Here is a 23,313-nt window from a genome sequence, read left to right as displayed (position 1 = left end):
CCATGACTGCTGATGTGTGGCTCCCGATCCCGCCCGATGAGATCGACGGACTCCCCGAGGGGCCGCGATATCTCTTCTGGGACGGTGGCCCCGAGTACCCCGCCGACCCGGCGGACTGCGCGTACTACGTGGTGCCGTACATGAGGGGCATGGAGATCGCCCTGCGACCGCTCTCCGCGATGAGTTCACTGCGCGTGGTGCAGACGCTCTCCGCCGGAATCGACCATGTGCAGCCGGGACTCGGCGGCCTCCCCCCGGGTGTGCGGCTCTGCAACGCCCGCGGCGTCCATGAGGCGTCCACCGCCGAACTGGCACTCACCCTGATTCTTGCCTCGCTGCGCGGTATCCCCGACTTCGTGCAGGGCCAGCAACAGGAGGAGTGGCGCTCCGGGTTCCGTCCCGCACTCGCCGACAGGAACGTACTGATCGTCGGCTACGGGTCGATCGGCTCCGCCATCGAGGACCGGCTCGCGCCCTTCGAGTGTGCGCGGGTGATGCGCGTCGCGCGCTCGGCGCGTGCTGTGGAGCGCGGTCCGGTGCGCGCATTCACCGATCTGCACAAAATCCTGCCGGACGCCGACGTGGTCGTGCTCTCCACGCCACTCACGGGCGACACGAAGGGCCTGGTGAGCAAGGACTTCCTGGCCGCGATGAAGGACGGCGCGCTCCTGGTGAACGTCGCCAGGGGAGCGGTGGTCGACACCGCGGCTCTCCTGGTCGAACTCGAGTCGGGACGGCTGCGTGCGGCACTCGATGTCACCGACCCCGAACCGCTGCCGGCCGGCCACCCGTTGTGGCATGCCCCCGGGTGTCTCATCAGCCCGCATGTGGGTGGACCGACATCGGCGTTCCTGCCGCGTGCCAAGCGTTTGCTGGCCGCCCAACTCAGCAGGTTCGCCGCCGGAGAGCCGCTGGAGAACCTCGTCATGACGACCGAATAGGCCGTATTGGCACGTCTTTCGGCTTTCGGTGGTACGAGGCGCAGGTAACCCTTCTGTCCGTCACGGAGAGTAGAGATGGTATGTCCCTGAGTGACGGTACTGGTGTATCGTCCGGAAGGGGGCTGCGCCGCAACAGGGTCACGGTGCGGGGGAGCGTACAGATCTCGAGGGGGCGACGGGCGATGCACGGCCAATGGACGAACCGACCGACGCGGTGGGACCACCGGCGACGCCATCGGCCGATGCCGGTGGACCGCCCGGATCCGCGCTCGACGCAGTTGCAGGCGGCGACACCGGGGAAGGACCGGTGAGCGCGCCGGGAGCGCTTCTCGCCAGGCAGTCGGTCTCCGGCGGCTCATCGGGTCTGCTCTCCCAACTCCTCCTCGCCGTGGTGTGCGGAGGCTATGCCGTCGGTGCGGCCTTCGACTGGGGCTCCGACGAACTCGCACTTGTCATGGGAGACTTCGGCCTCAGCCTCGCCGCGGCACTCGCCGCTGTTTCCTGCTTCTTCTACGCACGCACCCGGGAAAGCCTGTTCAGGCCCGCCTGGCTGCTGTTCTCGCTCTCCTCGGCAATGGCCGCCTGTGGAAACGCGGTCTGGGGATGGTACGAGGTGGTGCTGCAGGTCCCCGTTCCGAGCCCTTCCCTCGCCGACCTCTTCTTCCTCTGCTTCGCGCCCCCCGCCATCGTCGGGCTGCTGGTCCTCGCCAAGCGACCGGTCACCCGGGCCGGCTGGGTCTGTCTCGCGCTGGATTCCTGGCTCATCGGCGGCTCCCTGCTCACCCTCTCCTGGAGCCTGGCCCTCGCGCACACCGCGCATCTGGAAGGCAGCACGGAGAGCGTGGCCCATGCCGCTCTGTCCCTCGCCTATCCGCTGCTGGACATCGTGCTGGTGTCCATGGTCCTCGCCCTGCACTTCCGCCGCTCCAACACCAACCGCTCGGCCATCAACACCGCGATCGCCGGACTCGCCCTCACCGTGCTCTCCGACGCCTTGTTCACCTCACCGCTGCTGAGGGCGAACTACCAGTCCGGGCAGCTGCTGGACGCGGGCTGGTTCGCCGGTTCACTGCTCCTCGCCTACGCCCCCTGGGGGGCCCGCTTCGGTGCTGCGGGTTTCACCGGCACCGACCGGGCGCCGGAGCCGCGCGAGTTCAGGCTCCCGAGCCGCCCCATCGCCGGATCACTGGCCGCTCTCACGCCGTATCTCGCCGCGGCGGTCTGCACCCTCGGAATCCTCTACAACGTGATCGACGGCCGCCGGGTGGACCGGGTGGTCGTGCTGACGGGTTGTACGGTCGTGCTCGCGCTGGTCGTCCGGCAGGGCATCATGCTCCTGGACAACATCGCCCTCACTCATGAACTCGCGCAGAAGGAGAACCATTTCCGCTCGCTGGTTCAGGGGTCGAGCGACGTCATCATGATCGCGGCGCCCACCGGGATACTGCGTTACGTCAGCCCGGCCGCCGCCGGTGTCTACGGCAGGGACGCCGAGGATCTCGTCGGCTCCGAGCTCGCCTCCCTCATCCACCCCGCGGACCTGGGGCGAGTGGTCCATGAGGTACGCAGGTTCCTGGCGGCCGCGCCTGCGGTGGAGCCCACGACCCGTATCGAATGCCGATTCCGCTCGGGCGCGGGGGACTGGCTCAATGTCGAGTCCACCGTCAACCGGCACCAGGGCGGGCTGATCTTCAACAGTCGCGATGTGACCGAACGAGTCCGCCTTCAGGCACAGTTGCAGCACAACGCCGAACATGATCCGCTCACCGATCTGCCCAACCGTGCGCTGTTCACCACCCGTGTCCGCAAGGCTCTGGGCGGCCGCAGAGCCACCGACCACGGCACCGCCGTCCTCTTCATCGACCTCGACGGATTCAAGGCGGTGAACGACACCATCGGCCATCAGGCGGGAGACGAACTGCTGATTCAGGCGGCCCACCGCCTCCAGGACTCGGTCAGAGGCGGCGATACCGCGGCACGTCTGGGGGGCGACGAATTCGCTGCCCTCATCGTGGGCAACGGCAGTCACGACCAGAGTGTCCGGGAGGAACAGGTCCACGAGATCGCCGACCGGCTCAGGCTGCGGCTCTCCCAGCCGTACCGCATCGAGGGCAGCGAGGTGCGGGTGGCGGCCTCCATCGGGGTGGCCTTCGCCGGTCCGGGCATCAGCCCGACCGACCTGATGCGCAATGCCGACCTCGCCATGTACCGGGCGAAGGCCGGCGGCAAGAACCGTGTCGAGCTGTACGCACCCCAGATGCAGGCCGAGGTGGTCCGCCGCTCCGAACTGACCGCCAGGCTGCGAACAGCCCTGCACGATGGGGAATTCGCCCTGCTGCACCAGCCGGTGGTGAGTCTCACCACCGGAAGGATCGCCGCCGTCGCCGCCCAGGCCCGATGGCGTTCATCCCAGGGCATTCTCTTCACTCCGGCGGAGTTCCTGCGGGTCCAGCAGCAAGGTGATGTCGAGGATCACGCCCGCACCACCGAGCTGGGCCGCTGGCTCCTGGAGGAAGCCGTGGAACAGGCGGCGGAGCGGAGCAGCGCCGGACACCACGTGCCGGTGGCGATCCGGCTCTCGGCCCGCAGGCTGCTCGACAAGTCCCTGCCGCTGGGATCCATCGAATCGCTCCTCACCCGGTATGCGCTTCCCTCCGGGGCCCTTGTCATCGAGATCGCCGACAGCGACCCCAGGATCGCCTTCGAGGAGCTGGAACGCCGTCTTCTCGCTCTGCGCCGGCTCGGCGTGCGGATCGCACTGGACGGCTTCGGCCGCGGCTATGCCGCGATAAGCGCCCTGCGCCGGCTCCCGGTCGATGTCCTCAGACTGGACCGGGGTCTGGTCGAGGGTGTGGTGGAGTCGGCAAGACTGCACAAGATCACCAGTGGTCTGCTCCGGATCGCGTGCGACCTCGGCATGCAGTCGGTGGCAGACGGGGTGGACGTACCCGAACAGGTGATAGCCCTGCGTGCCATGGGATGCACCCATGGACAGGGAATGGCGTTCTCCGGACCACTGGACGAGTACCGGCTGCGCCGCTCCCTGACCCGTTCGCAGTTCCCGCTTCCGGGTGGTCTGGCCCGGCCCGCACTGATTGGCCCGAGATCCTTTGTCCGCTCACATAATGAGACGCCAGTCCCACCCACTTGACAGTCACTACGCGCCGGGGGGAGGGTCAATGCCATGCACACCCGAATTCTCGTACTTGGAAAGCGCGTCGGCTGAAGCAGAGCTCCACACCAGCTCCGCTCCAACACACCGACGCGCTCCCCTCGCTTGCCTCACGGCACGGGGGGTTTTTTGTTGCACCGGCGCCACCCGAACACCGAAAAAATCCACACAAAAACCCTCAGCTTCGAGAAGAGAATGCCGATGACCGAGCAGGCCACCGGGGCCCACCACCCGCAGCCGCGGGCCCGAAACGGCGGACCGTCGTCCGCAACCGTCGAGCACGTCACGGGCGCGCAGTCCCTCATCCGTTCTCTCGAGGAGGTCGGCGCCGACACGGTATTCGGTATTCCTGGTGGTGCGATCCTTCCGGCGTACGACCCGATGATGGACTCGAGCCGGGTCCGTCACATTCTGGTCCGGCATGAGCAGGGCGCGGGCCACGCGGCCACCGGCTACGCCCAGGCGACCGGCAAGGTCGGGGTCTGCATGGCCACTTCGGGGCCCGGTGCCACGAACTTGGTCACTCCGATCGCCGACGCCCACATGGACTCGGTGCCGCTGGTTGCCATCACCGGCCAGGTGGCGGCGGCCTCGATCGGCACGGACGCCTTCCAGGAGGCGGACATCTGCGGCATCACGATGCCGATCACCAAGCACAACTTCCTGGTGACCAAGGCCGATGACATCCCGCGGACCATCGCCGAGGCCTTCCACATCGCCTCGACGGGCAGGCCGGGTCCTGTGCTGGTCGACATCGCGAAGGACGCGCTCCAGGCGCGGACGACGTTCTCCTGGCCGCCGCACCAGGAACTGCCCGGATACCGGCCGGTCACCAAGCCGCACGCCAAGCAGATCCGAGAGGCCGCCCGGCTCATCACCCAGGCCAAGCGCCCGGTGCTGTACGTCGGGGGCGGTGTCATCAAGGCGGGGGCGACCGCGGAGCTCAAGGTTCTCGCGGAGCTCACGGGGGCACCGGTCACCACCACGCTGATGGCGCTCGGCGCGTTCCCGGACAGCCACCGCCAGCACGTGGGCATGCCGGGCATGCACGGGGCGGTCACCGCGGTGACCGCACTGCAGAAGTCCGATCTGCTGATCGCGCTCGGCACCCGCTTCGACGACCGGGTGACCGGCAAGCTCGACAGCTTCGCGCCGTTCGCGAAGGTCATCCACGCGGATGTCGACCCTGCTGAGATCGGCAAGAACCGCCAGGTCGACGTCCCCATCGTCGGGGACGCCCGCGAGGTCATCGCCGATCTGGTGCAGGCGGTCCAGGCCGAACACACCGCCGGCACGGTCGGCGCCGCGGCGCAGGGCCGGTACGCGGCGTGGTGGAAGGACCTCGATCGCTGGCGCGACACCTATCCGCTGGGCTACGACCTCCCCGAGGACGGCAGTCTCTCCCCCCAGCAGGTGATCGAACGCATCGGACAGGCGGCCGACCCGGATTCGATCTTCGCCGCGGGTGTCGGGCAGCACCAGATGTGGGCCTCCCACTTCATCCAGTACGAACAGCCCGCAACCTGGCTGAACTCCGGCGGCGCCGGCACGATGGGCTACGCGGTCCCGGCCGCGATGGGCGCCAAGGCCGGAATGCCCGACCGTATGGTCTGGGCGATCGACGGCGACGGCTGTTTCCAGATGACCAACCAGGAACTCACCACCTGCGCCCTGAACAACATCCCGATCAAGGTCGCGATCATCAACAACGGCGCACTCGGGATGGTCCGCCAGTGGCAGACCCTCTTCTACAACCAGCGCTACTCCAACACGGTGCTGCACTCCGGCCCCGGCGCCGACGGCATCGCGGTCGGCGGCAAGGGCAGCGGCGGCACCCGGATCCCGGACTTCGTGAAGCTGTCCGAGGCGATGGGCTGTGTCGCCCTGCGATGTGAGCGCCCGGAGGACCTGGACAAGGTCATCGCCGAGGCCAACGCGATCAATGACCGCCCGGTCGTCGTGGACTTCATCGTCCACGAGGATGCGATGGTGTGGCCGATGGTGGCCGCCGGTACCTCCAACGACGAGGTCATGGCCGCCCGCGGTATCCGTCCCGACTTCGGCGACAACGAAGACGACTGAGAGAGCAGAGAGAGACCGACGACATGTCCACCAAACACACGCTCTCCGTCCTGGTCGAGAACACGCCGGGTATCCTCGCCCGGATCGCCGCCCTGTTCTCCCGCCGCGGCTTCAACATCGACTCACTCGCCGTCGGCGTCACCGAACACCCCGACATCTCCCGCATCACCATCGTGGTGAGTGTCGAGGACCTGCCGCTCGAGCAGGTGACCAAACAGCTCAACAAGCTGGTCAACGTCCTGAAGATCGTCGAACTCGAGCCCGGCGCTGCGATCCAGCGTGAGCTCGTCCTGGTGAAGGTCCGCGCCGACAACGAGACCCGATCCCAGATCGTCGAGATCGTCCAGCTGTTCCGTGCCAAGACCGTGGACGTTTCCCCGGAGGCCGTGACCATCGAAGCCACCGGGGGCTCCGACAAGCTGGACGCGATGCTCAAGATGCTGGAGCAGTACGGCATCAAGGAGCTTGTCCAGTCCGGGTCGATCGCCATAGGGCGAGGCGCGCGTTCGATCACGGACCGCAGTCTGCGGGCCCTCGACCGCAGCGCCTGAGCCAGTCCTCGCACAGCGCGGCGCCGTCTGCTCGCGCAGCGCTGTGCCGACTGCTCGTATGGCGAGACCGAGCAACCTTCCCCTCCCCGCCCGCCGTACGGTGGGCCGTAACACCTGCACACCAAGGAGATATCCCAGTGGCCGAGCTTTTCTACGACGACGATGCCGACCTGTCGATCATCCAGGGCCGCAAGGTCGCCGTCATCGGATACGGCAGTCAGGGCCACGCCCACGCGCTGTCGCTGCGTGACTCGGGTGTGGACGTCCGCGTCGGTCTTCACGAGGGCTCCAAGTCCAAGGCGAAGGCCGAGGAGCAGGGCCTGCGTGTGGTGACCCCCGCCCAGGCGTCCGCCGAGGCCGACGTCATCATGATCCTCGTCCCGGACCCGATCCAGGCTCAGGTCTACGAGGAGTCCGTCAAGGACAACCTCAAGGACGGCGACGCGCTGTTCTTCGGCCACGGCCTGAACATCCGCTTCGATTTCATCAAGCCGCCGGCCAACGTCGACGTCTGCATGGTCGCCCCCAAGGGCCCCGGTCACCTGGTCCGCCGCCAGTACGAGGAGGGTCGCGGTGTGCCCTGCATCGTGGCCGTCGAGCAGGACCCGTCGGGCAAGGGCCTGGAGCTGGCTCTCTCGTACGCCAAGGGCATCGGCGGCACGCGTGCCGGCGTCATCAAGACGACCTTCACGGAGGAGACCGAGACCGACCTCTTCGGTGAGCAGGCCGTTCTCTGCGGTGGCACCGCCGCGCTGGTCAAGGCGGGCTTCGAGACCCTGACCGAGGCCGGCTACCAGCCCGAGATCGCGTACTTCGAGTGCCTGCACGAGCTGAAGCTCATCGTGGACCTCATGTACGAGGGCGGCCTGGAGAAGATGCGCTGGTCGATCTCCGAGACCGCCGAGTGGGGCGACTACGTCAGCGGTCCGCGCATCATCACGGACCAGACCAAGGCCGAGATGAAGAAGATCCTCGGCGAGATCCAGGACGGCACCTTCGCCAAGAACTGGATGGACGAGTACCACGGCGGTCTGAAGAAGTACAACGAGTACAAGACGGCCGACGAGAACCACCTGCTCGAGACCACGGGCAAGGAGCTCCGCAAGCTCATGAGCTGGGTCGCCAACGACGACGCCTGAGGCATCCGGGTCAGGGGGCTGCTCGAACGGAGGAGCCCCCTGACACCTCCTTGCCCCGCCTTGTCCACCTCGTCCTCCCACGGACGAGTGATCCTTCCGCTTTGGCGGATGGAGCATCGTGCAACGCCACTACACTGCTCAGAACATACGCGTCAGGCCCACAGCGTCGTGCGTCTTCCACGCGGCTAGCCCCTCCGCCTGCGGCCGTCGGGACGGCCGTCCGCAACGGACTTGTGAGGACCCACGTGAGCTCGAAACCTGTCGTACTCATCGCTGAAGAGCTGTCGCCCGCCACCGTGGACGCACTGGGCCCGGACTTCGAGGTCCGGCACTGCAACGGCGCGGACCGTGCCGAGCTGCTGCCCGCCATCGCCGACGTGGACGCGATCCTGGTGCGCTCGGCGACCAAGGTCGACGCCGAGGCCGTAGCGGCGGCCAAGAAGCTGAAGATCGTCGCTCGTGCCGGTGTCGGCCTGGACAACGTCGACGTCTCCGCCGCCACCAAGGCCGGCGTCATGGTCGTGAACGCTCCGACCTCCAACATCATCACCGCTGCCGAGCTCGCCTGCGGCCTGCTGATCGCCACCGCGCGCAACATCCCGCAGGCCAACACCGCCCTCAAGAACGGCGAGTGGAAGCGTTCCAAGTACACCGGTGTCGAGCTGAGCGAGAAGACCCTCGGTGTCGTCGGCCTCGGCCGCATCGGTGTCCTGGTCGCCCAGCGCATGTCGGCCTTCGGCATGAAGATCGTCGCGTACGACCCCTATGTACAGCCCGCGCGCGCCGCCCAGATGGGGGTGAAGCTGCTGACCCTCGATGAGCTGCTCGAGGTCTCCGACTTCATCACCGTGCACCTTCCCAAGACCCCCGAGACGCTGGGTCTGATCGGCGACGAGGCGCTGCACAAGGTGCAGCCGCACGTCCGGATCGTCAACGCCGCCCGCGGCGGGATCGTCGACGAGGAGGCGCTCGCCTCCGCCCTCAAGGAGGGCCGGGTCGCCGGAGCGGGACTGGACGTGTACTCGAAGGAGCCCTGCACGGACTCGCCGCTCTTCCAGTTCGACCAGGTCGTCTGCACCCCGCACCTCGGTGCGTCGACGGACGAGGCGCAGGAGAAGGCCGGTATCGCGGTCGCCAAGTCCGTGCGTCTGGCGCTCGCCGGTGAGCTGGTGCCGGATGCGGTCAACGTCCAGGGCGGGGTCATCGCCGAGGACGTGCGCCCGGGACTGCCGCTCGCCGAGAAGCTCGGCCGGATCTTCACCGCGCTCGCGGGCGAGGTCGCCGTCCGCCTGGATGTCGAGGTGTACGGCGAGATCACCCAGCACGACGTCAAGGTGCTCGAACTCTCCGCCCTCAAGGGGGTGTTCGAGGATGTCGTCGACGACACCGTCTCGTACGTCAACGCCCCGCTGTTCGCGCAGGAGCGCGGCGTCGAGGTCCGGCTGACCACCAGCTCGGAGTCCCCGGACCACCGCAATGTCGTCACTGTGCGCGGCACCCTCTCGGGCGGTGAGGAGGTTTCGGTCTCCGGCACGCTTGCCGGTCCCAAGAACCTCCAGAAGATCGTCGCGGTCGGCGGGTACGACGTGGACGTGGCACTCTCCGACCACATGATCGTGCTCCGCTACGCGGACCGTCCCGGCGTGGTCGGTGCGGTCGGCAAGATCCTCGGCGAAGCCGGTCTCAACATCGCGGGCATGCAGGTGTCGCGCGCCGCTGTCGGCGGCGAGGCGCTGGTCGTACTCACCGTCGACGACACCGTGCCGCCGGCCGTGCTCGCCGAGATCTCCGACGAGATCGGTGCGGTATCGGCCCGTTCGGTCGATCTGACCGACTGACGTCCGGGACCCCCTGTATCGAAGCCCGTACCCGGTGGGTAGACGTTCGTCTTACACGATCGTCTACCCACCGGGTACGCTGCTGTCATGGGACATCGTGAGGATCTGCTCGAAGGCGCCAAGCGCTGCCTGCTGGAAAAGGGGTACGCACGGACGACGGCCCGCGACATCGTCGCCGCATCCGGCACCAACCTGGCCTCCATCGGTTACCACTACGGCTCCAAGGAGGCCCTGCTCAACCAGGCCTTCCTGAAGGTGACCGAGGAGTGGGGCGACACGGTCAGCACGCCCTCGGGCGATGACCCGTCGGAGAGCACCGATCCGTTCGAGCGCTTCGAGGCCGCGTGGGGGAAAGTCATCGGTTCGTACGAGACGAGCCGATCGCTCTGGAAGCTTCAGCTCGAGGTCATGTCACGGATCGATGAGGACCCGGAGCTGCGCAGGGCCATCGCGGGGCCCCAGCAGGAAGGCCGCCAGGGTCTCGCGGAGAACTTCCAGGGACTCGACCCGGAGAGCGATCCGGAGAGGGTCCGCACGGCCGGGCTCGTCTACCAGGCGCTGGTGGCGGGGGTGATGATGCAGTGGCTGGTCGATCCCGAGACCGCGCCGTCGGCCAAGGACCTCACCGATGGGCTGCGAGTGATCGTGGAGAACGAGAAACCCTGAGACCCGAGGGCCCGGGTGCGGGCGATGTCCCGGGAACGGTCAGAACGTGCCCGCCTGTTCCTCTGTCCTGTGCCCCAACTGGTTGCCGAACTCCCCGCAGAAGCTGACGTCCAGCGGCGGCCACCTCCAGAAGCCGAACGCCGGCGCGCCGAGGTCGAAGCCGAACTGCCAGTCGCCGACCGGGGCAACGGCCCCGCAGGTGGCACAGGCGACGCCGCCCTCGCCCGTCTCCACCCAGCGCGAGGTCGCGTCCCTGAACGGTTTCCAGGCCTGTTCGTCCGGGTCGAAACTCAGCGGGTGGTCGGTGATCACGGTGATCGCTCCGCAGCCAGGGCAGGTCACGGGCTCCGTCGCCACCGGGCAGCCGTGGGAGACGGGGATTCCCCGCGGCTGACGGCTGCCCGGCCGGCCGGCTCGGTCAGTGCTGGGCGGGGCCGGGGGCGATGTGCAGGTATGCGTCACCCCAGTCCGCGTGGTCCGAGTCGTTGCCGTCGCCGCCGTCGGTGACGCGCAGGGTCAGCTGCCGCACACCCGTCACATCGATATCGAAGGCGTGGGCGGCGTCGTCCGGCCCCAGCACGGCGCTCCGGCCCAGCAGCCGCCCGTCACCGATGACTTCGAAGACGACCGAGCCCTTGTCCGCCTTCTCCTCGTCGATGCCGGCGTCGGCGCTGAAGCGGTCATAGGTGCCATCGAGGTCGAAGGTCACCTCGGAGGGCGCATGCACACCGAGCCCCTTGTCGTAGGTCCGCTCGCCGATGCGCAGGGGGCCGCCGTCGCCCTTGGCCGACTCGCCGTTGGAGGTGTCCCGTTCGACCGGGCCCCAGCCGTTGCTCTCGGCGACGAAGGGAAGGTCGCTGACGTAGTCGATGCCGGGAGGTGACACGAAGACCCGGACCGACCTCTCGACGTGGAGTTTCGGAGCCCGGGCGCTCGCGGCCGGATCCCGGTAGCTGACGCTGACGGGGATCTCGGTCCAGCCGTAGACCGGCTGTCCGGGTACGGTGATCGTCCAGTCGGCGGTCAGTGGCCGGCCCGCGGGGAGTTCGGCTGCGGTCGCGCTGTCCCCTTCGACGTCCCAGCCGTCCGGCGCGTCGGCGCTGAGCGTGACATCGCGGACCGGGCCGAACTCGTCGAGTGTGAAACGCCCGTCGAGCTTCACCTCGGACCCCGGATCCGCCGCGGTCTGCCGCGGATCCACGGTCAGCGTGCCGGAAGGGACGTGCCGCACGGGCTCGTCACAGCTGCTGCGACCGGGCTCGGCACGACAGGCGATCGCGGCGAACCCACCGTTCTGCACCCCAGGGACAGCCAAGGTGTCATGGCGTGTGAGCAAGTGGCTCTCGCGGACGAGGCCGTTCGCACCGTCGCGGACCACGTCGACCCGCCATGTCCCGCCGCCGAGGAAGTCCAGGGGGGCTCGATGGACGTGGGCAGCACCCGCGGCCGTCTCACCGAGGAACCACCGGGCTCCGCTGCGCCGCGCGAAGCCCGCGCTGCTGCCGGGGGCGCTGCCCTCCAGCAGCCTGCTCTCGTCCCATACCGTCGGTACTTGTTCCAGGAAGCGGGCCAGTTCGGGTCGCTTGCGGTACTCGTCGATGCTGCCCGCGAAGTTCTGCAGCCCCGATTCGAAGACGACGGACAGAGCCAGTTCGGCGGCGTCGGAGGTGTTGCGCTGTCCGAACTGGAAACCCATCGGGGTGAAGTCCATCGACCCCACGACGTTACGGGTGAACGGAAGGGTCGCGATGTCGTCGGCCTGGACATCGCCCTGCTCGGCTCCGTGCACGGCCTCCATCGACATCACCTGAGGCCAGGTGCGCTGGATGCCGTTCGGGATGGTCGAGCCGTGGAAGTCGACAAGAAGCCTGCGTTCGGCGGTGGCCTTGAGGATCTCGTCGTACCACTGGAACCGCTCGCGGGAGTCGGAGTCCATGAAGTCGATCTTGAGTCCTGCGGCACCCCAGTTCTTGACCTTCGTCAGCTGCGCGTCACGCTTGGCAGGGGTGTCGAGGTCCGTCCAGGCCATCCAGAGCAGGATCCCCACTCCGCGCTGTCTCGCGTAGTCCATGAGCTGCGGCATCCAGTCCGTGGTCTTCCAGCCGTCGTCCACGAGGGCGTACTGCCACCCGTGCGCGGCGGCGTAGTCCACGAACTTCTCCTGGGTCTCCAGACTGCGCTGGGCCTCGTTGAAGCCGGCGAGCCACGACCAGGCGACCTTTCCGGGTTTGATCCAGGAGGTGTCGCGGATACGGGACGGCGGGGCGAGGTCGTCGACAAGGGTCGATTCGGTGACGGTCGCCGGATCGCCGATGACGGCGGTGCGCCACGGAGTGGCGAGCGGTCCGTCCGACCGGACCTCCTGGTCGGCCAGTGTCACCTGATAGCGGCCCGTGCCCTGCTCGTGCACCAGCCGGCTGCCGGAGTACCGGCCGTCGAGATCCGATTCGGCCAGCACGACGTACTGGTCGCCGGCCTCGAAGAGAGCTGGATAGCCGTACTCGCCACCCGCCGCCGACGCCGCGGTGACCGCGTCGTAGGGCTGTTCGTGGCTGGCCGAGTAGGCGCTGAGCCAGGCCGGGGACGAGGCGGGGGGCTGGAAGGCGGAGGACTCGCGCGTGATGGTCACGCCGTTCCTGCCGGGCAGGACGTAACGGTAGGCGACCCCGTCATCGGCGGCCCGGACCACGACATCCATCCGGGCGCCGTTCTTCCCGGCGAAGGCGAAGCGCGACTCGTCCATGTGTACCGACCGCCGGCGCTGCTTGCCCACTGTCGTTGTGTAGGTCTCGTCGACCGGCCGGTTCTCCCTGTGGAGCAGTCGCAGGCCCGAGGTCAGGTCCGCCTGCGCGGTGACGACCCCGACGGGTGCCGGCTCCAGAACCGTCCGCCCGTTCTGCAGGGCCGAGAAGGTGAGTGAGCCGTCGGCCGGGTCGAGCGAGAGGACGGCGGTGGGCCCGCCCCGGCGCACGGACCATGAGGTGGCCCCGGACCCGGACCCGGATGCGGACCGGCCGGCGCCCGGGTGGACGACCGCATCGGACAACTGCGCCGAAGTCCGACCGACAACGTTGTCAGCGTGCGCCGCTGGGGCCGTGCCCCATGTCAGTACCGCGCTGACCGCCGCTGCGGTCAGCGCGGTCAGGCCGCCGTGCAGGGATCGCCGTCTCATCCAGAGTCCTCCGTCTCGGAAACCGATCAACTACCAACAACACCGCACGACTTCGAACGGCGCTGGTGCTTGCTTACCGGTTGTGCGGGGCAGGTAAACCCGGTGCGGCGGATTCGTTTCGTCTCCGTGCGCGACCTACAGCCGCGTCCCCTTCAGCGCCATGTGCAGCAGCAGCCGGTCCTCGCCCTCGTCCAGGTCCAGCCCGGTCAGCTGCTCGATGCGGGAGAGCCGGTAGTACAGCGTCTGGCGGTGGATGCCCAGGCTGGCCGCCGTACGGCCCGCCTGGCCCGCGCAGTCCAGGAACACCTCTGCGGTGCGGGCCAGTTCGGTGTGGGTGGCGGCCAGGAGGTCCTGCACCACCGAGTCGTGCGCCACGGACCGGGGCAGTGCGGTGAGCATCCGGTACGGGCCGATCGCCGACCATTCGGCGACCGGGCCGAGCCGGGGCTGGGCTGCCGCGGCTCGGGCTGCCGCGGATGCCTCGTGCCAGGAGGCGGGCAGCTCGGCCAGTCCGCGCCGGGGGCTCGCGATCCCCGCCGTCGCTCGCCCGCCTGCCATGTCCCGGAGCCGGGACGCCGCGGTGAGCGCGGGGTCGAGGGCGTGCGCCGAACGCAGCCGGATCAGCGCGGCCAGCGGGTGCGCCCCGGTGTCAACCGCGCCGGGCGAGGGCCCCGGACCGCGATCCACCGCGTTGTCGTCGGTCGTGCTGCCGGGCACGGTGCACAGAGCCGCGGTGGCGGGCACCGGGCGGGCCGGCGGGTCGTCGTCCGGCCAAGGTGTCACGCACACCAGAGCGTGCAGACCGTCCGCACTCGGGCCCAGCGCCGTACGCAGTGCGGTCAGGCTCATATCGCGCCGCCAGCCCCGTTCGGCGGTGAGGGCCGCGCGGAATTCACGGGCCAGCCCCGCTCCCGCCTCGGCCTCCTCGGAGAGCAGGTCGCCGATGCGTGCGGTCACCTCCATGGCCGAGGCGAGTTGGCGTTCGCTGGGGCCCGGGTCGGTGTCGAGGAGCCAGACATAGCCGTACACGGTGCCCCGGTGGCGTACCGGCAGGCAGATCCTGCCGCGGTTCACCCCCGCGTCGGGGGTCGCGGGAATCCGGACGGGCCCGGTCGCCCGGGTGATGCCGAATTCCTCGAACCAGGCGCGGACAGCCGGGGTGGAGCGTCTCGTGAGGATCGACCGGGTGCGCACAGGGTCCATCGCCGTGTCGTCGTCGCTGTCGTGCGCGCCGAAGGCGATCAGCCCGAAATCCCGGTTCTCCAGGGTTGCGGGGGCGCCCAGCAGCGCCGAGATTTCATCGACCAGTTCCTGATAATCACCCTTCACCCCGGCATTCTCGCACCATCTCAGACATATGTCTGAGATCCAGGGCACGGATGCGTGACAGCTGTCGATGGCCGACGATCGGAGCAATCCTTAGGTTTCACGGTGGTTCTCCGTGCCGCTCAGGCGGCCTGTCCTTACTTCCCGTGGAGGTGCCCCGTGCTGGGTCCCGTGCTTCTCGCCGCCGCGCGCAGCGACAGCATCCGCCGTATCGTCTCGGCCGCCCCGGTCACCAAGCCGGTGGTCACCCGCTTCATCGCGGGAGAGTCCGTCGACGAGACGATGCCCGTCGTGCAGGACATGGCCGACCGCGGCCTCGAGGTCACCCTCGACGTGCTCGGTGAGGACATCACCGACCGGGCCGAAGCGCTGCGTGCTCGCGACGCGTACCTTCAGCTGGTCGACGCGCTGAAGCCCCTCGGGCTCGGTGCGGGCGCCGAGATGTCCGTGAAGCTCTCCTCCTTCGGTCAGGCACTGCCCGGCGGTCACGAGCTGGCGCTCGCGAACGTCCGGACGGTCGTCGAGGCCGCTGCCGAGATCGGCACCACGGTCACCCTCGACATGGAGGACCACACCACGGTCGACTCCACCCTGGCGATCCACGCGGAGCTGCGTGAGACGTTCCCGCAGACCGGGGCCGTCGTGCAGTCGTATCTCTTCCGCACGGAGGACGACTGCCGCACCCTCGCAGCGGCGGGTTCGCGCGTACGGTTGGTGAAGGGCGCCTACAAGGAGCCCGCGACCGTCGCCCACCAGGACAAGGCCGAGGTCGACAAGGCGTACATCCGCTGCCTGAAGATTCTGATGGCCGGCGAGGGATATCCGATGATCGGATCGCACGATCCGCGGATCATCGCCATCGGCCAGGAGCTCGCCCGCCTCGCGGGCCGAAAGCTCGACGACTACGAGTTCCAGATGCTCTACGGCATCCGCGCCGAGGAGCACGACAGGCTGGCAGCCGAAGGACACCGGATGCGTGTCTACATCGCGTACGGCACCGACTGGTACGGATACTTCATGCGCCGCCTCGCCGAGCGCCCCGCCAACCTCGCCTTCTTCCTCCGTTCGCTCGCCACGCGCGGCTGAACCACCCCTCAGATTAAGGAGATTCGGCACCCATGGATGCTGTAACCCAGGTCCCCGCGCCGGTCAACGAGCCGGTTCACTCCTACGCTCCCGGCAGCCCGGAGCGCGCGCGTCTCGAGGCCAAGCTCAAGGAGCTGGCCGAGAACCCGATCGACCTCACGATGACCATCAACGGTGAGAAGCGGATGGGCGGCGGCGAGACGTTCACCGTGGTGCAGCCGCACAACCACAAGTCCGTGATCGGTACCGGCGCCCAGGCCACCCAGGCCGATGCCCAGGACGCGATCGACGCCGCACTGGCCGCGGCGCCCGCCTGGCGCGCGATGTCCTTCGACGACCGTGCCGCGATCATCCTGCGCGCAGCCGAGCTGCTGTCAGGACCGTGGCGCGAGACGCTCGCCGCCTCCACCATGCTGGGCCAGGGCAAGACCGCCCAGCAGGCGGAGATCGACTGCCCGTGCGAGCTCGTCGACTTCTGGCGCTTCAACGTGAAGTACGCCCGCGACCTGCTCGCCGAGCAGCCCGTGGCGAACTCCACGGGTGTCTGGAACCGGCTGGACCACCGGCCGCTCGAAGGCTTCGTCTACGCGATCACGCCGTTCAACTTCTCGGCCATCGCGGGCAACCTGCCGACCGCCCCCGCCCTGATGGGCAATGTGGTCGTCTGGAAGCCGTCACCGACGCAGACCCATGCGGCGGTCCTGCTGATGAAGCTTCTGGAGGAGGCCGGCCTCCCCAAGGGCGTCATCAACCTGGTGACCGGCGACGGTGTCGCGGTCTCCGAGGTCGCGCTCGGCCACCGTGACCTTGCGGCCATCCACTTCACCGGATCCACGCCCACCTTCCAGTACCTGTGGAAGACGGTCGGCGAGAACATCGCCAAGTACCGCACCTACCCGCGGCTGGTGGGCGAGACCGGCGGCAAGGACTTCGTCGTCGCGCACCCGAGCGCCGACCGCGCCGTGCTGAAGACCGCGCTGACCCGCGGCTCCTTCGAGTACCAGGGCCAGAAGTGTTCCGCCTCATCGCGCGCGTACATCCCCGCGTCGATCTGGAACAGCGGCTTCCGCGAGGAGTTCGCCGCCGAGGTCGACTGGATCACCATGGGCGATGTCACCGACCTGTCGAACTTCATGGGCGCCGTCATCGACGAGCGCGCGTTCGCCAAGAACAAGGCGGCGATCGACCGGGCGAAGGCCGACCCGAGCTGCACCATCGTCGCGGGCGGTACGTACGACGACTCGGTGGGCTACTTCGTCCGTCCCACCGTCATCGAGTGCAGCGACCCGGCGAACGAGGTCTTCACCACCGAGTACTTCGGCCCGATCCTGGCCGTCCACGTCTATGAGGACGCGGAGTACGACGCCATGCTGGCCCAGATGGAGTCGGTGTCGGACTACGCCCTGACCGGCTCGGTCGTCGCATCGGACCGCGCGGCGGCCGCGTACACCATGGACAAGCTCCGCTACGCGGCGGGCAACTTCTACATCAATGACAAGTCGACCGGCGCCGTGGTGGGCCAGCAGCCCTTCGGCGGCGGGCGCGGCTCGGGCACCAACGACAAGGCCGGCGCCCCCCAGAACCTCCAGCGCTGGACCCTGACCCGGGCCATCAAGGAGACCCTGGTCCCGCCGACCGAGTACACCTACCCGCACCAGGGCTGATCCCGGCCCGTACCGCGGAGTCCCGCCTCCGCCCGGTTTTCTCCGGGCGGGGGCGGCTTCGGCATGTCCAGTTCCCGCGCGGATGCCGCTGCCGCGCACGCGACCAGCGCTCCTGTGCTCCGCTCACCACCTGACGTGACCGGAGCACACACGGTCGGTCTGCCGGGCTACGAACGCGCCGAACGGCTGCGGCAGCCCGTAACCCGGCAGACCTCTGCCGCTTCACCGGGGCCGGCGGAACGTACGCCGGTATGCCGCAGGTGTCGTCCCCAGTGCCTGGTGAAAGCGGCGCCGCAGGTTGGTCGCGGAGGAGAGCCCCACCCGCGCCGCCACGGTCTCCACCGGCACGTCCGTCTCCTCCAGCAGAGCCTGAGCTGCCGCGATCCGCCGGGCGAGCAGCCACTGGCCGGGGCCCGTGCCGAGCTGTTCGGCGAAACGGCGCGCCAGAGTACGCGAGGAGACCCCGGCACGGGCGGCGAGGACCGCGACCGGGAGCGGCTCGGCGAGACGGCCGGCGGCCCAGTCCAGCAGCGGAGCCAGCGAATCCGGTGTACGGGCCGGTGTGGCCGCGTACTGGAGCTGGCCGCCCTCACGGTGCGGCGGCATCACCATGTGCCGTGCGATCCGGTCCGCGTGTGCGGCGCCGAAGTCCTTCCTGACCAGGTGCAGACAGAGATCGATCGCGGCGCCGCTGCCCGCGCTGGTGGCGACGTCCCCGTGGTCGACGTACAGCACGTCCCGGTCGAGCAGCACCGCAGGAAACAATGCGGCGAAGTCGTCGGCCATCCGCCAGTGGGTGGCGGCCCTGCGCCCGTCCAGCAGGCCGGCGGCCGCCAGCAGGAAGGCACCCGAGCAGAGTGAGACGATCCTGGCGCCCCTGCGGTGAGCGCGGCGCACGGCGTCGAGCACCGCGGGGGATCCGGTTCCGGCAGGCGGGTACGCACCGGGCAGCACGATCGTGTCGGCCTCTTCCATCGCGCCGAGCCCGTCGTCGATGTGCATGGCGTATCCCGCGGATGTCGCCACCTGGCCGGGGTGTTCCGTGCACACCAGGAAGGCGTAGTGGGACGGCATCCCGGGCCGCGGCTGGCCGAACACCTCTGCCGCACAGGCGAGTTCGAAGGTCGACTGAGGAGGGTGGACGAGGGCGGCGATACGGTGCATGGCAGGAAAGTACCTGACCGTGTCAATCAGGACACTGGGTTCGACGGCGCCGGCCCACCAGGATCGATGGCATGACCGAACAGCGGCAGCAGCAGCGGATATCCCTCCACATCGACGACATCGAAGCCCAGGAGGTCGCCCCCGGGATCACCGTCCGGAGATTCCTCCCGACGGCCGCTGCCCGCGGCTGGCTGATCGACTTCGCACCCGGGAGCGAGTGGCCCACGCTCGATGTGCACGAGGACGAGGAGCGGTACTACGTCATCAGCGGCGAGGTGATCGAGGGGGAGCGGACCTTCGGAGAGGGCAGCTACGTGGTGTTCGCGCCCGGGTCGTCGCACCGGCCGCGCTCCGACCGGGGCGCGCGGATGCTCGGTATCAACATCGCGGGGCCCCCCTCGGGATCGCGACCGGGCGAACGGCTTCGGCAGGACGGCTGACGTGATGGCCGCAGCGATCCCCGGCGGAGATGTGCCGTCAAGGTGACCATTCGGTGTCCGAGTACAACCCTGTACGGCCTTCGGAGGTCAGAGTTCGCGGTACTGCCCATGAATCCAGCGGTACTGCCCATCATTCCAAACGGGAGAATCGCCTTGCGTCACCGCATCAGCTCCTCGTCCGCGGTCGCGGCCGCCCTGCTTGCCGTAGCACTCGCACCGGTCGCCCAGGCACATGCCGACGACGCCGCCCCGGCCCTCGTGGTGTCCGAGCTGTCCAGCGACCCGTGGAAGCCGGGCGAGGTTCGCGAGGACGCCCTGACCTTCACCAACCAGGGCACCGCGGCCGCCCATGGCGTCACCATGCGATTGCGGATAACGCGCGGGATCGAATTCCAGCACGCCGACGGCTGTACGTACTCGACAGATGCCGGCCAGGTCTCTGTGGCCCTGTGCCACTTCGACAAGGTTCTCGAGCCCGGCCAGGCCTTCACCACTCCCGTCAACTTCAACGTGCTGCCCAAGGCCCTGATGGAGAATGTGGAGTACGGCACCGGTTCCGAGGGCGGCGACCCGGACTCCGGAGCCTCCGGCATCAGTTACCGCTCGCTGGCCTTCACCGCCGACAGCAGCGCCGACCTGGCCGCGGTCGGCGACACCGCGACGGGCAAGCCCGGCGACAAGGTGACGGTCAGCGCGGCCCTGCAGAACAAGGGTCCTGGCTGGATCGACAACAACACCAGTGACGACCAGCCCGCGTTGATGGTCAACATCCCCAAGGGCACCACGGCCGTCAAGGTCCCCGAGGACTGCCAGCCCTTCGGGATCGACGGCCCGAGCGGGCCCTCGGCGCCGGGCAAGAAGAAGTACGTCTGCTCCCCGCCGGACCACACCTTCGAGGTGGACTCGGTCCACTCCTACGACTTCGTGCTCAAGATCGAGAGCGGTGCGAAGGACACCACGGGCGAGGTGAAGGCGACCTCCGTGTACGACATCCACCCGGACTTCGACAAGAACGCCGCGAACGACAAGGCACAGCTCGCCATCCATGTGACCGGTACCGGCAGCGGCTCAACCGGTGGGTCCAACGGCGGTTCGCAGAACGGTGGTTCGAGCTCCGGCTCCACTTCCGGTTCGACCTCCGGCTCCACCGGTGGGTCGACCGGCGGCTCCACAGGGGGCACCCAGGCCTCCACCGGCGGGACCGGCACCTCAGGCTCTGCCTCCTCGACCGGTGGCTCCACGAGCGGCGGCGACGCCACCGGCACCATGGCGTCCACCGGCGCGGGCAACACCCCGCTGTTCACCGGCATCGGGGCGGCCGCGGTCGTACTTGGTGGAGGTCTTGTGTTTGCTCTTCGCCGCCGCACCGCGGCGAGCGCGGGCTGATCCCGCGGGGATAGTCCAGAAGATCGCGAATATGCGCCCGGGTCGCCCCGGATTGCCCACAACGCCTGGGACGGCGGGGTTATCCAATGCGGCTCGGGCGCTGTTGTGCGGTTGACGTGAATAACGTTGGCACTGGCGAAACCATGCACACGACAGATAGCGTCCGTAAGTCCGAGAGTGCGGTTACTCATTGCTGTGCGGCACCGCTCGACGACTTCGCGAGCCGGAACACTGACCAGGGGGACGTACATGCGGCCGGACGACGGTGGGGGAGACTTCCGCGGCATCAACCCGGACAGGCTCGGTGATCTGATCAAGGTGATCAACACCAATTCCGGCGACGGCGCTGCGGCGGGCCAGCCGCACGTCAACAGCTGGATGGGTCATGCGCGCAGGCTTCAGATGGACACCTCCCGCCTGACGAAGATGACCAAGCACCTCAGCTGGGCACACGACCAGCTCCCCATGCTGCGCCGCCGTCACAGTCTGGCCATGGACGAGGAGAAGCGGGACAAGGAGATCGGCCTCGGCGGCGGGATGGTCTCGGCCGGCGCCGGAGACATCGGCAAGTACACGACCCAGTCCGAAGCCCAGAAGGCCGCGAAGGCGGACGCGAAGGCCTACAAGGACGGGGACATGGACCTCGACGAGTACATGAAGAAGCTCGAGGCCAACCAGACCGACCCGGACTACTGCAAGGCCGCGATGGACGAGCTGGGCGACACGGCGCTCTACCGGCTGCAGGACGGCCCTGTGATGTACAACCCCGAGAACCCCGAAGCCGGAACACGCATCCTGGCGACGGCGGTCGCCACCGCCATGCGCAACGGCACGACGTTCAAGGACAGTTACGGGAACGAGGACATCCAGCACCTGTCCGGACTGATCGGCTACGCCGACTTCCCCACGGACGTCGTGGCGAACCTCGGTAAGCAGTGTCTGGCTCCTGGCAACTACATGTACGGCGAGAAGGTCTGGGAGGCGATGGGCAACGACCCGGCGGCCTCCACCAAGTTCCTGCACGACAACATGAAGGTCATCCCGGCCTGGATGAAGGACGACTCCGACCATCACGGCGGGCTGCCGGACTTCCAGGCGAAGGCGTTCGCGGGGGTCATCGCGGCGGGGACGCTCAACGGGATGGGCGCGGATGCGAATGTCGCGGCCGACAACACCACGCAGCTGATCAAGTATTACGCAAAGCACAAGGACGAGCACACGCATTCCGAGGTACAGGCGGTCTTCGCTCAAGATATCGCGCACTACTTTCCCGACGTGCAGGCCTCCTTGACTGATCCTGCATTCGATGGCCTCGATTTGGGCAAGGGCCATGTGACTGTCAAATCAGACGAATGGCAGGTATTTACCGGTGAGGCGATGCAGAACGCGAAGGCAGGTGCCAATCTTCTTGCTTACGCCTCACAGCAGGCTGAACAGTATTCTCGGGACAACCCCGGTAACCCAATGGGTGACCGTACCGCCGGCGTGCTAGAGGGATTCTTCAGTCAGGAAGCACATAACGTTTATCAGAAGATGATAGCTGATCACAAGGAGGGTGCAGACTCGTGGAAGGAGTCGTTTACAGAACAGGCCAATACCGCAGCCGACACGGTGATCGATGTCGCCCTGGATCCGCAGGGCGCCGCAAAGACAGTAGCGGTCACCGCCGCCAAGGATGTGATTCACCTTGCCATTGGCGCTTTCTGGAAGGGCGGGGATGCGCCTGAACCAGCAGAGCCCAAGACGATTGGGTGGAACGACGATTGGCAGAAGTCGGCGGGGCGCGAATATAGCGACAAGGGGAAATTCCCACCTGTGACGACCCCGGATGGTCTTACATGGTCGGGTGACCCGAAAGAGTATGCGAAGAACTACAATTGCCCTGATTTTCTGGATTCTGAAGGAAACCTCAGTCTCTCAGGGACGGATGCGCAGCAGGCGGCGCAGAAGACGGCATACAATGCGTGGCTTAAGGATCCAGCGGTTGCCCAAGCAATTTCCGGTGACAAGCCATTCACTGTACGCGATCTCGCTCGACATGACGGCGAAGAGTTGGCGGGTTCTTGATGAAATATCGATGGTGTCCGGCTGTCTTGCTGATGATTGTTATGGTCAGCTCCTGCTCGAGCGGCAGCAATAGGCTGAGCGTAGATGAAGGCAAACGCCTTGCCGACAAGACGAGGCGTCCCGTCGCGCAAACCTATTGGCGCCTCTATAAAGGGATCGGAACTTCGGTTTCTCAGGGGGGCGGGGACGGTAGGTTTGTAGACTGTGAAGACGCGAAGGCCGATTCAATGGTTTACACGACGAGTAACCTCTTGACCTCCAGGAAGAAGGAGAAGGAATCTGGAGAGCGTCTGGCGGAAACTGCGGCGGGAAAATTGGCCAGTATTGGTTGGAGCCTTGAGCCTTCTCATGGGGTGCATCGCTCGGCAACCAAGAATGGTGTGACGGTAGAGCTGCGGCCAACAGAAATTAACGATTGGTCGATTATTCTCCAAGCGCAAAGCGGCTGCGTAAATTTGGGTGCTGCCGCAGACGTGCTCAAGGACGCCTACTCCTCACAATCGGACCTCTATCACGATTCGCGGGCGGCGACATCTCGAGTTCCGACGAAATTCCCTGACCCGGATTCCTCTGGGTGATGTGGTGGGTATGGGTCGGCAATTGATCGCCATGCAGCAAG

General features: G+C 67.6%; 17 protein-coding genes. 13 read left to right on the top strand and 4 right to left on the bottom strand.

Annotated features, from left to right (window positions below; genetic code table 11):
• Positions 1–2 precede the first annotated feature (2 nt).
• The 7 genes from OHS16_RS08295 (at position 3) to OHS16_RS08265 (ending at position 10,389) form a co-directional block, all read left to right on the top strand.
• Complete coding sequence (locus OHS16_RS08295; RefSeq protein ID WP_328536527.1) at positions 3–941, top strand: 2-hydroxyacid dehydrogenase; 939 nt, start codon at positions 3–5, stop codon at positions 939–941.
• Positions 942–1,248: 307 nt separating this feature from the next.
• Positions 1,249–4,092: a putative bifunctional diguanylate cyclase/phosphodiesterase gene (locus OHS16_RS08290; RefSeq protein WP_328540758.1), complete on the top strand. Its 2,844-nt coding sequence runs from the start codon at positions 1,249–1,251 to the stop codon at positions 4,090–4,092.
• Between the two features lie 216 nt (positions 4,093–4,308).
• Positions 4,309–6,195: an acetolactate synthase large subunit gene (locus OHS16_RS08285; RefSeq protein ID WP_328536526.1), complete on the top strand. Its 1,887-nt coding sequence runs from the start codon at positions 4,309–4,311 to the stop codon at positions 6,193–6,195.
• 23 nt (positions 6,196–6,218) lie between these two features.
• Positions 6,219–6,746 (top strand): acetolactate synthase small subunit, encoded by a 528-nt coding sequence (gene ilvN, locus OHS16_RS08280; protein WP_328536525.1) that lies wholly within the window; start codon positions 6,219–6,221, stop codon positions 6,744–6,746.
• Positions 6,747–6,883: 137 nt separating this feature from the next.
• Positions 6,884–7,885 carry a ketol-acid reductoisomerase gene (gene ilvC / locus OHS16_RS08275; RefSeq protein ID WP_328536524.1) on the top strand — a complete coding sequence of 334 codons (1,002 nt, stop codon included), beginning with the start codon at positions 6,884–6,886 and terminating at the stop codon, positions 7,883–7,885.
• Positions 7,886–8,130: 245 nt separating this feature from the next.
• Complete coding sequence (serA, locus tag OHS16_RS08270) at positions 8,131–9,723, top strand: phosphoglycerate dehydrogenase (RefSeq protein WP_328536523.1); 1,593 nt, start codon at positions 8,131–8,133, stop codon at positions 9,721–9,723.
• Positions 9,724–9,810: 87 nt separating this feature from the next.
• On the top strand, positions 9,811–10,389 hold the full coding sequence (locus tag OHS16_RS08265; protein WP_328536522.1) for a TetR/AcrR family transcriptional regulator: 579 nt from the start codon (positions 9,811–9,813) through the stop codon (positions 10,387–10,389).
• Between the two features lie 39 nt (positions 10,390–10,428).
• Here the strand turns inward: OHS16_RS08265 and OHS16_RS08260 are convergent, their stop codons facing one another.
• The 3 genes from OHS16_RS08260 to OHS16_RS08250 form a co-directional block, all read right to left on the bottom strand.
• Positions 10,429–10,701 carry a hypothetical protein gene (locus OHS16_RS08260; RefSeq protein WP_328536521.1) on the bottom strand — a complete coding sequence of 91 codons (273 nt, stop codon included), beginning with the start codon at positions 10,699–10,701 and terminating at the stop codon, positions 10,429–10,431.
• Between the two features lie 106 nt (positions 10,702–10,807).
• On the bottom strand, positions 10,808–13,561 hold the full coding sequence (locus tag OHS16_RS08255; protein ID WP_328536520.1) for a glycoside hydrolase family 97 catalytic domain-containing protein: 2,754 nt from the start codon (positions 13,559–13,561) through the stop codon (positions 10,808–10,810).
• A gap of 135 nt (positions 13,562–13,696) precedes the next feature.
• On the bottom strand, positions 13,697–14,890 hold the full coding sequence (locus OHS16_RS08250; RefSeq protein ID WP_328536519.1) for a PucR family transcriptional regulator: 1,194 nt from the start codon (positions 14,888–14,890) through the stop codon (positions 13,697–13,699).
• 156 nt (positions 14,891–15,046) lie between these two features.
• On the opposite strand from OHS16_RS08250, the gene OHS16_RS08245 reads away from it, so the two are divergent.
• A complete protein-coding gene (locus OHS16_RS08245; protein WP_328536518.1) occupies positions 15,047–15,973 on the top strand; it encodes a proline dehydrogenase family protein in 927 nt (308 codons plus the stop codon).
• A gap of 32 nt (positions 15,974–16,005) precedes the next feature.
• Positions 16,006–17,637 carry an L-glutamate gamma-semialdehyde dehydrogenase gene (gene pruA, locus OHS16_RS08240; RefSeq protein WP_328536517.1) on the top strand — a complete coding sequence of 544 codons (1,632 nt, stop codon included), beginning with the start codon at positions 16,006–16,008 and terminating at the stop codon, positions 17,635–17,637.
• A 222-nt stretch (positions 17,638–17,859) separates the two neighbouring features.
• Here the strand turns inward: pruA and OHS16_RS08235 are convergent, their stop codons facing one another.
• The gene (locus OHS16_RS08235; protein WP_328536516.1) at positions 17,860–18,801 is read right to left on the bottom strand and encodes a helix-turn-helix domain-containing protein; all 942 of its coding nucleotides are present in this window, start codon (positions 18,799–18,801) and stop codon (positions 17,860–17,862) included.
• Between the two features lie 71 nt (positions 18,802–18,872).
• On the opposite strand from OHS16_RS08235, the gene OHS16_RS08230 reads away from it, so the two are divergent.
• The 4 genes from OHS16_RS08230 to OHS16_RS08215 all read left to right on the top strand — a co-directional run bounded on the left by OHS16_RS08230 (position 18,873) and on the right by OHS16_RS08215 (position 23,272).
• Positions 18,873–19,241: a cupin domain-containing protein gene (locus tag OHS16_RS08230; RefSeq protein WP_328536515.1), complete on the top strand. Its 369-nt coding sequence runs from the start codon at positions 18,873–18,875 to the stop codon at positions 19,239–19,241.
• Positions 19,242–19,394: 153 nt separating this feature from the next.
• On the top strand, positions 19,395–20,627 hold the full coding sequence (locus OHS16_RS08225) for a hypothetical protein (protein WP_328536514.1): 1,233 nt from the start codon (positions 19,395–19,397) through the stop codon (positions 20,625–20,627).
• A 249-nt stretch (positions 20,628–20,876) separates the two neighbouring features.
• Positions 20,877–22,694: a hypothetical protein gene (locus tag OHS16_RS08220; protein ID WP_328536513.1), complete on the top strand. Its 1,818-nt coding sequence runs from the start codon at positions 20,877–20,879 to the stop codon at positions 22,692–22,694.
• Between the two features lie 26 nt (positions 22,695–22,720).
• The gene (locus OHS16_RS08215) at positions 22,721–23,272 is read left to right on the top strand and encodes a hypothetical protein (protein ID WP_328536512.1); all 552 of its coding nucleotides are present in this window, start codon (positions 22,721–22,723) and stop codon (positions 23,270–23,272) included.
• The last annotated feature ends 41 nt before the right edge of the window (positions 23,273–23,313 follow it).

It is taken from the genome of Streptomyces sp. NBC_00344, assembly GCF_036088315.1.
GTDB lineage: Bacteria > Actinomycetota > Actinomycetes > Streptomycetales > Streptomycetaceae > Streptomyces.
The sequence above is the reverse complement of the archived record's forward strand: the minus strand, read 5'-3'. Positions and strand labels throughout refer to the sequence as shown.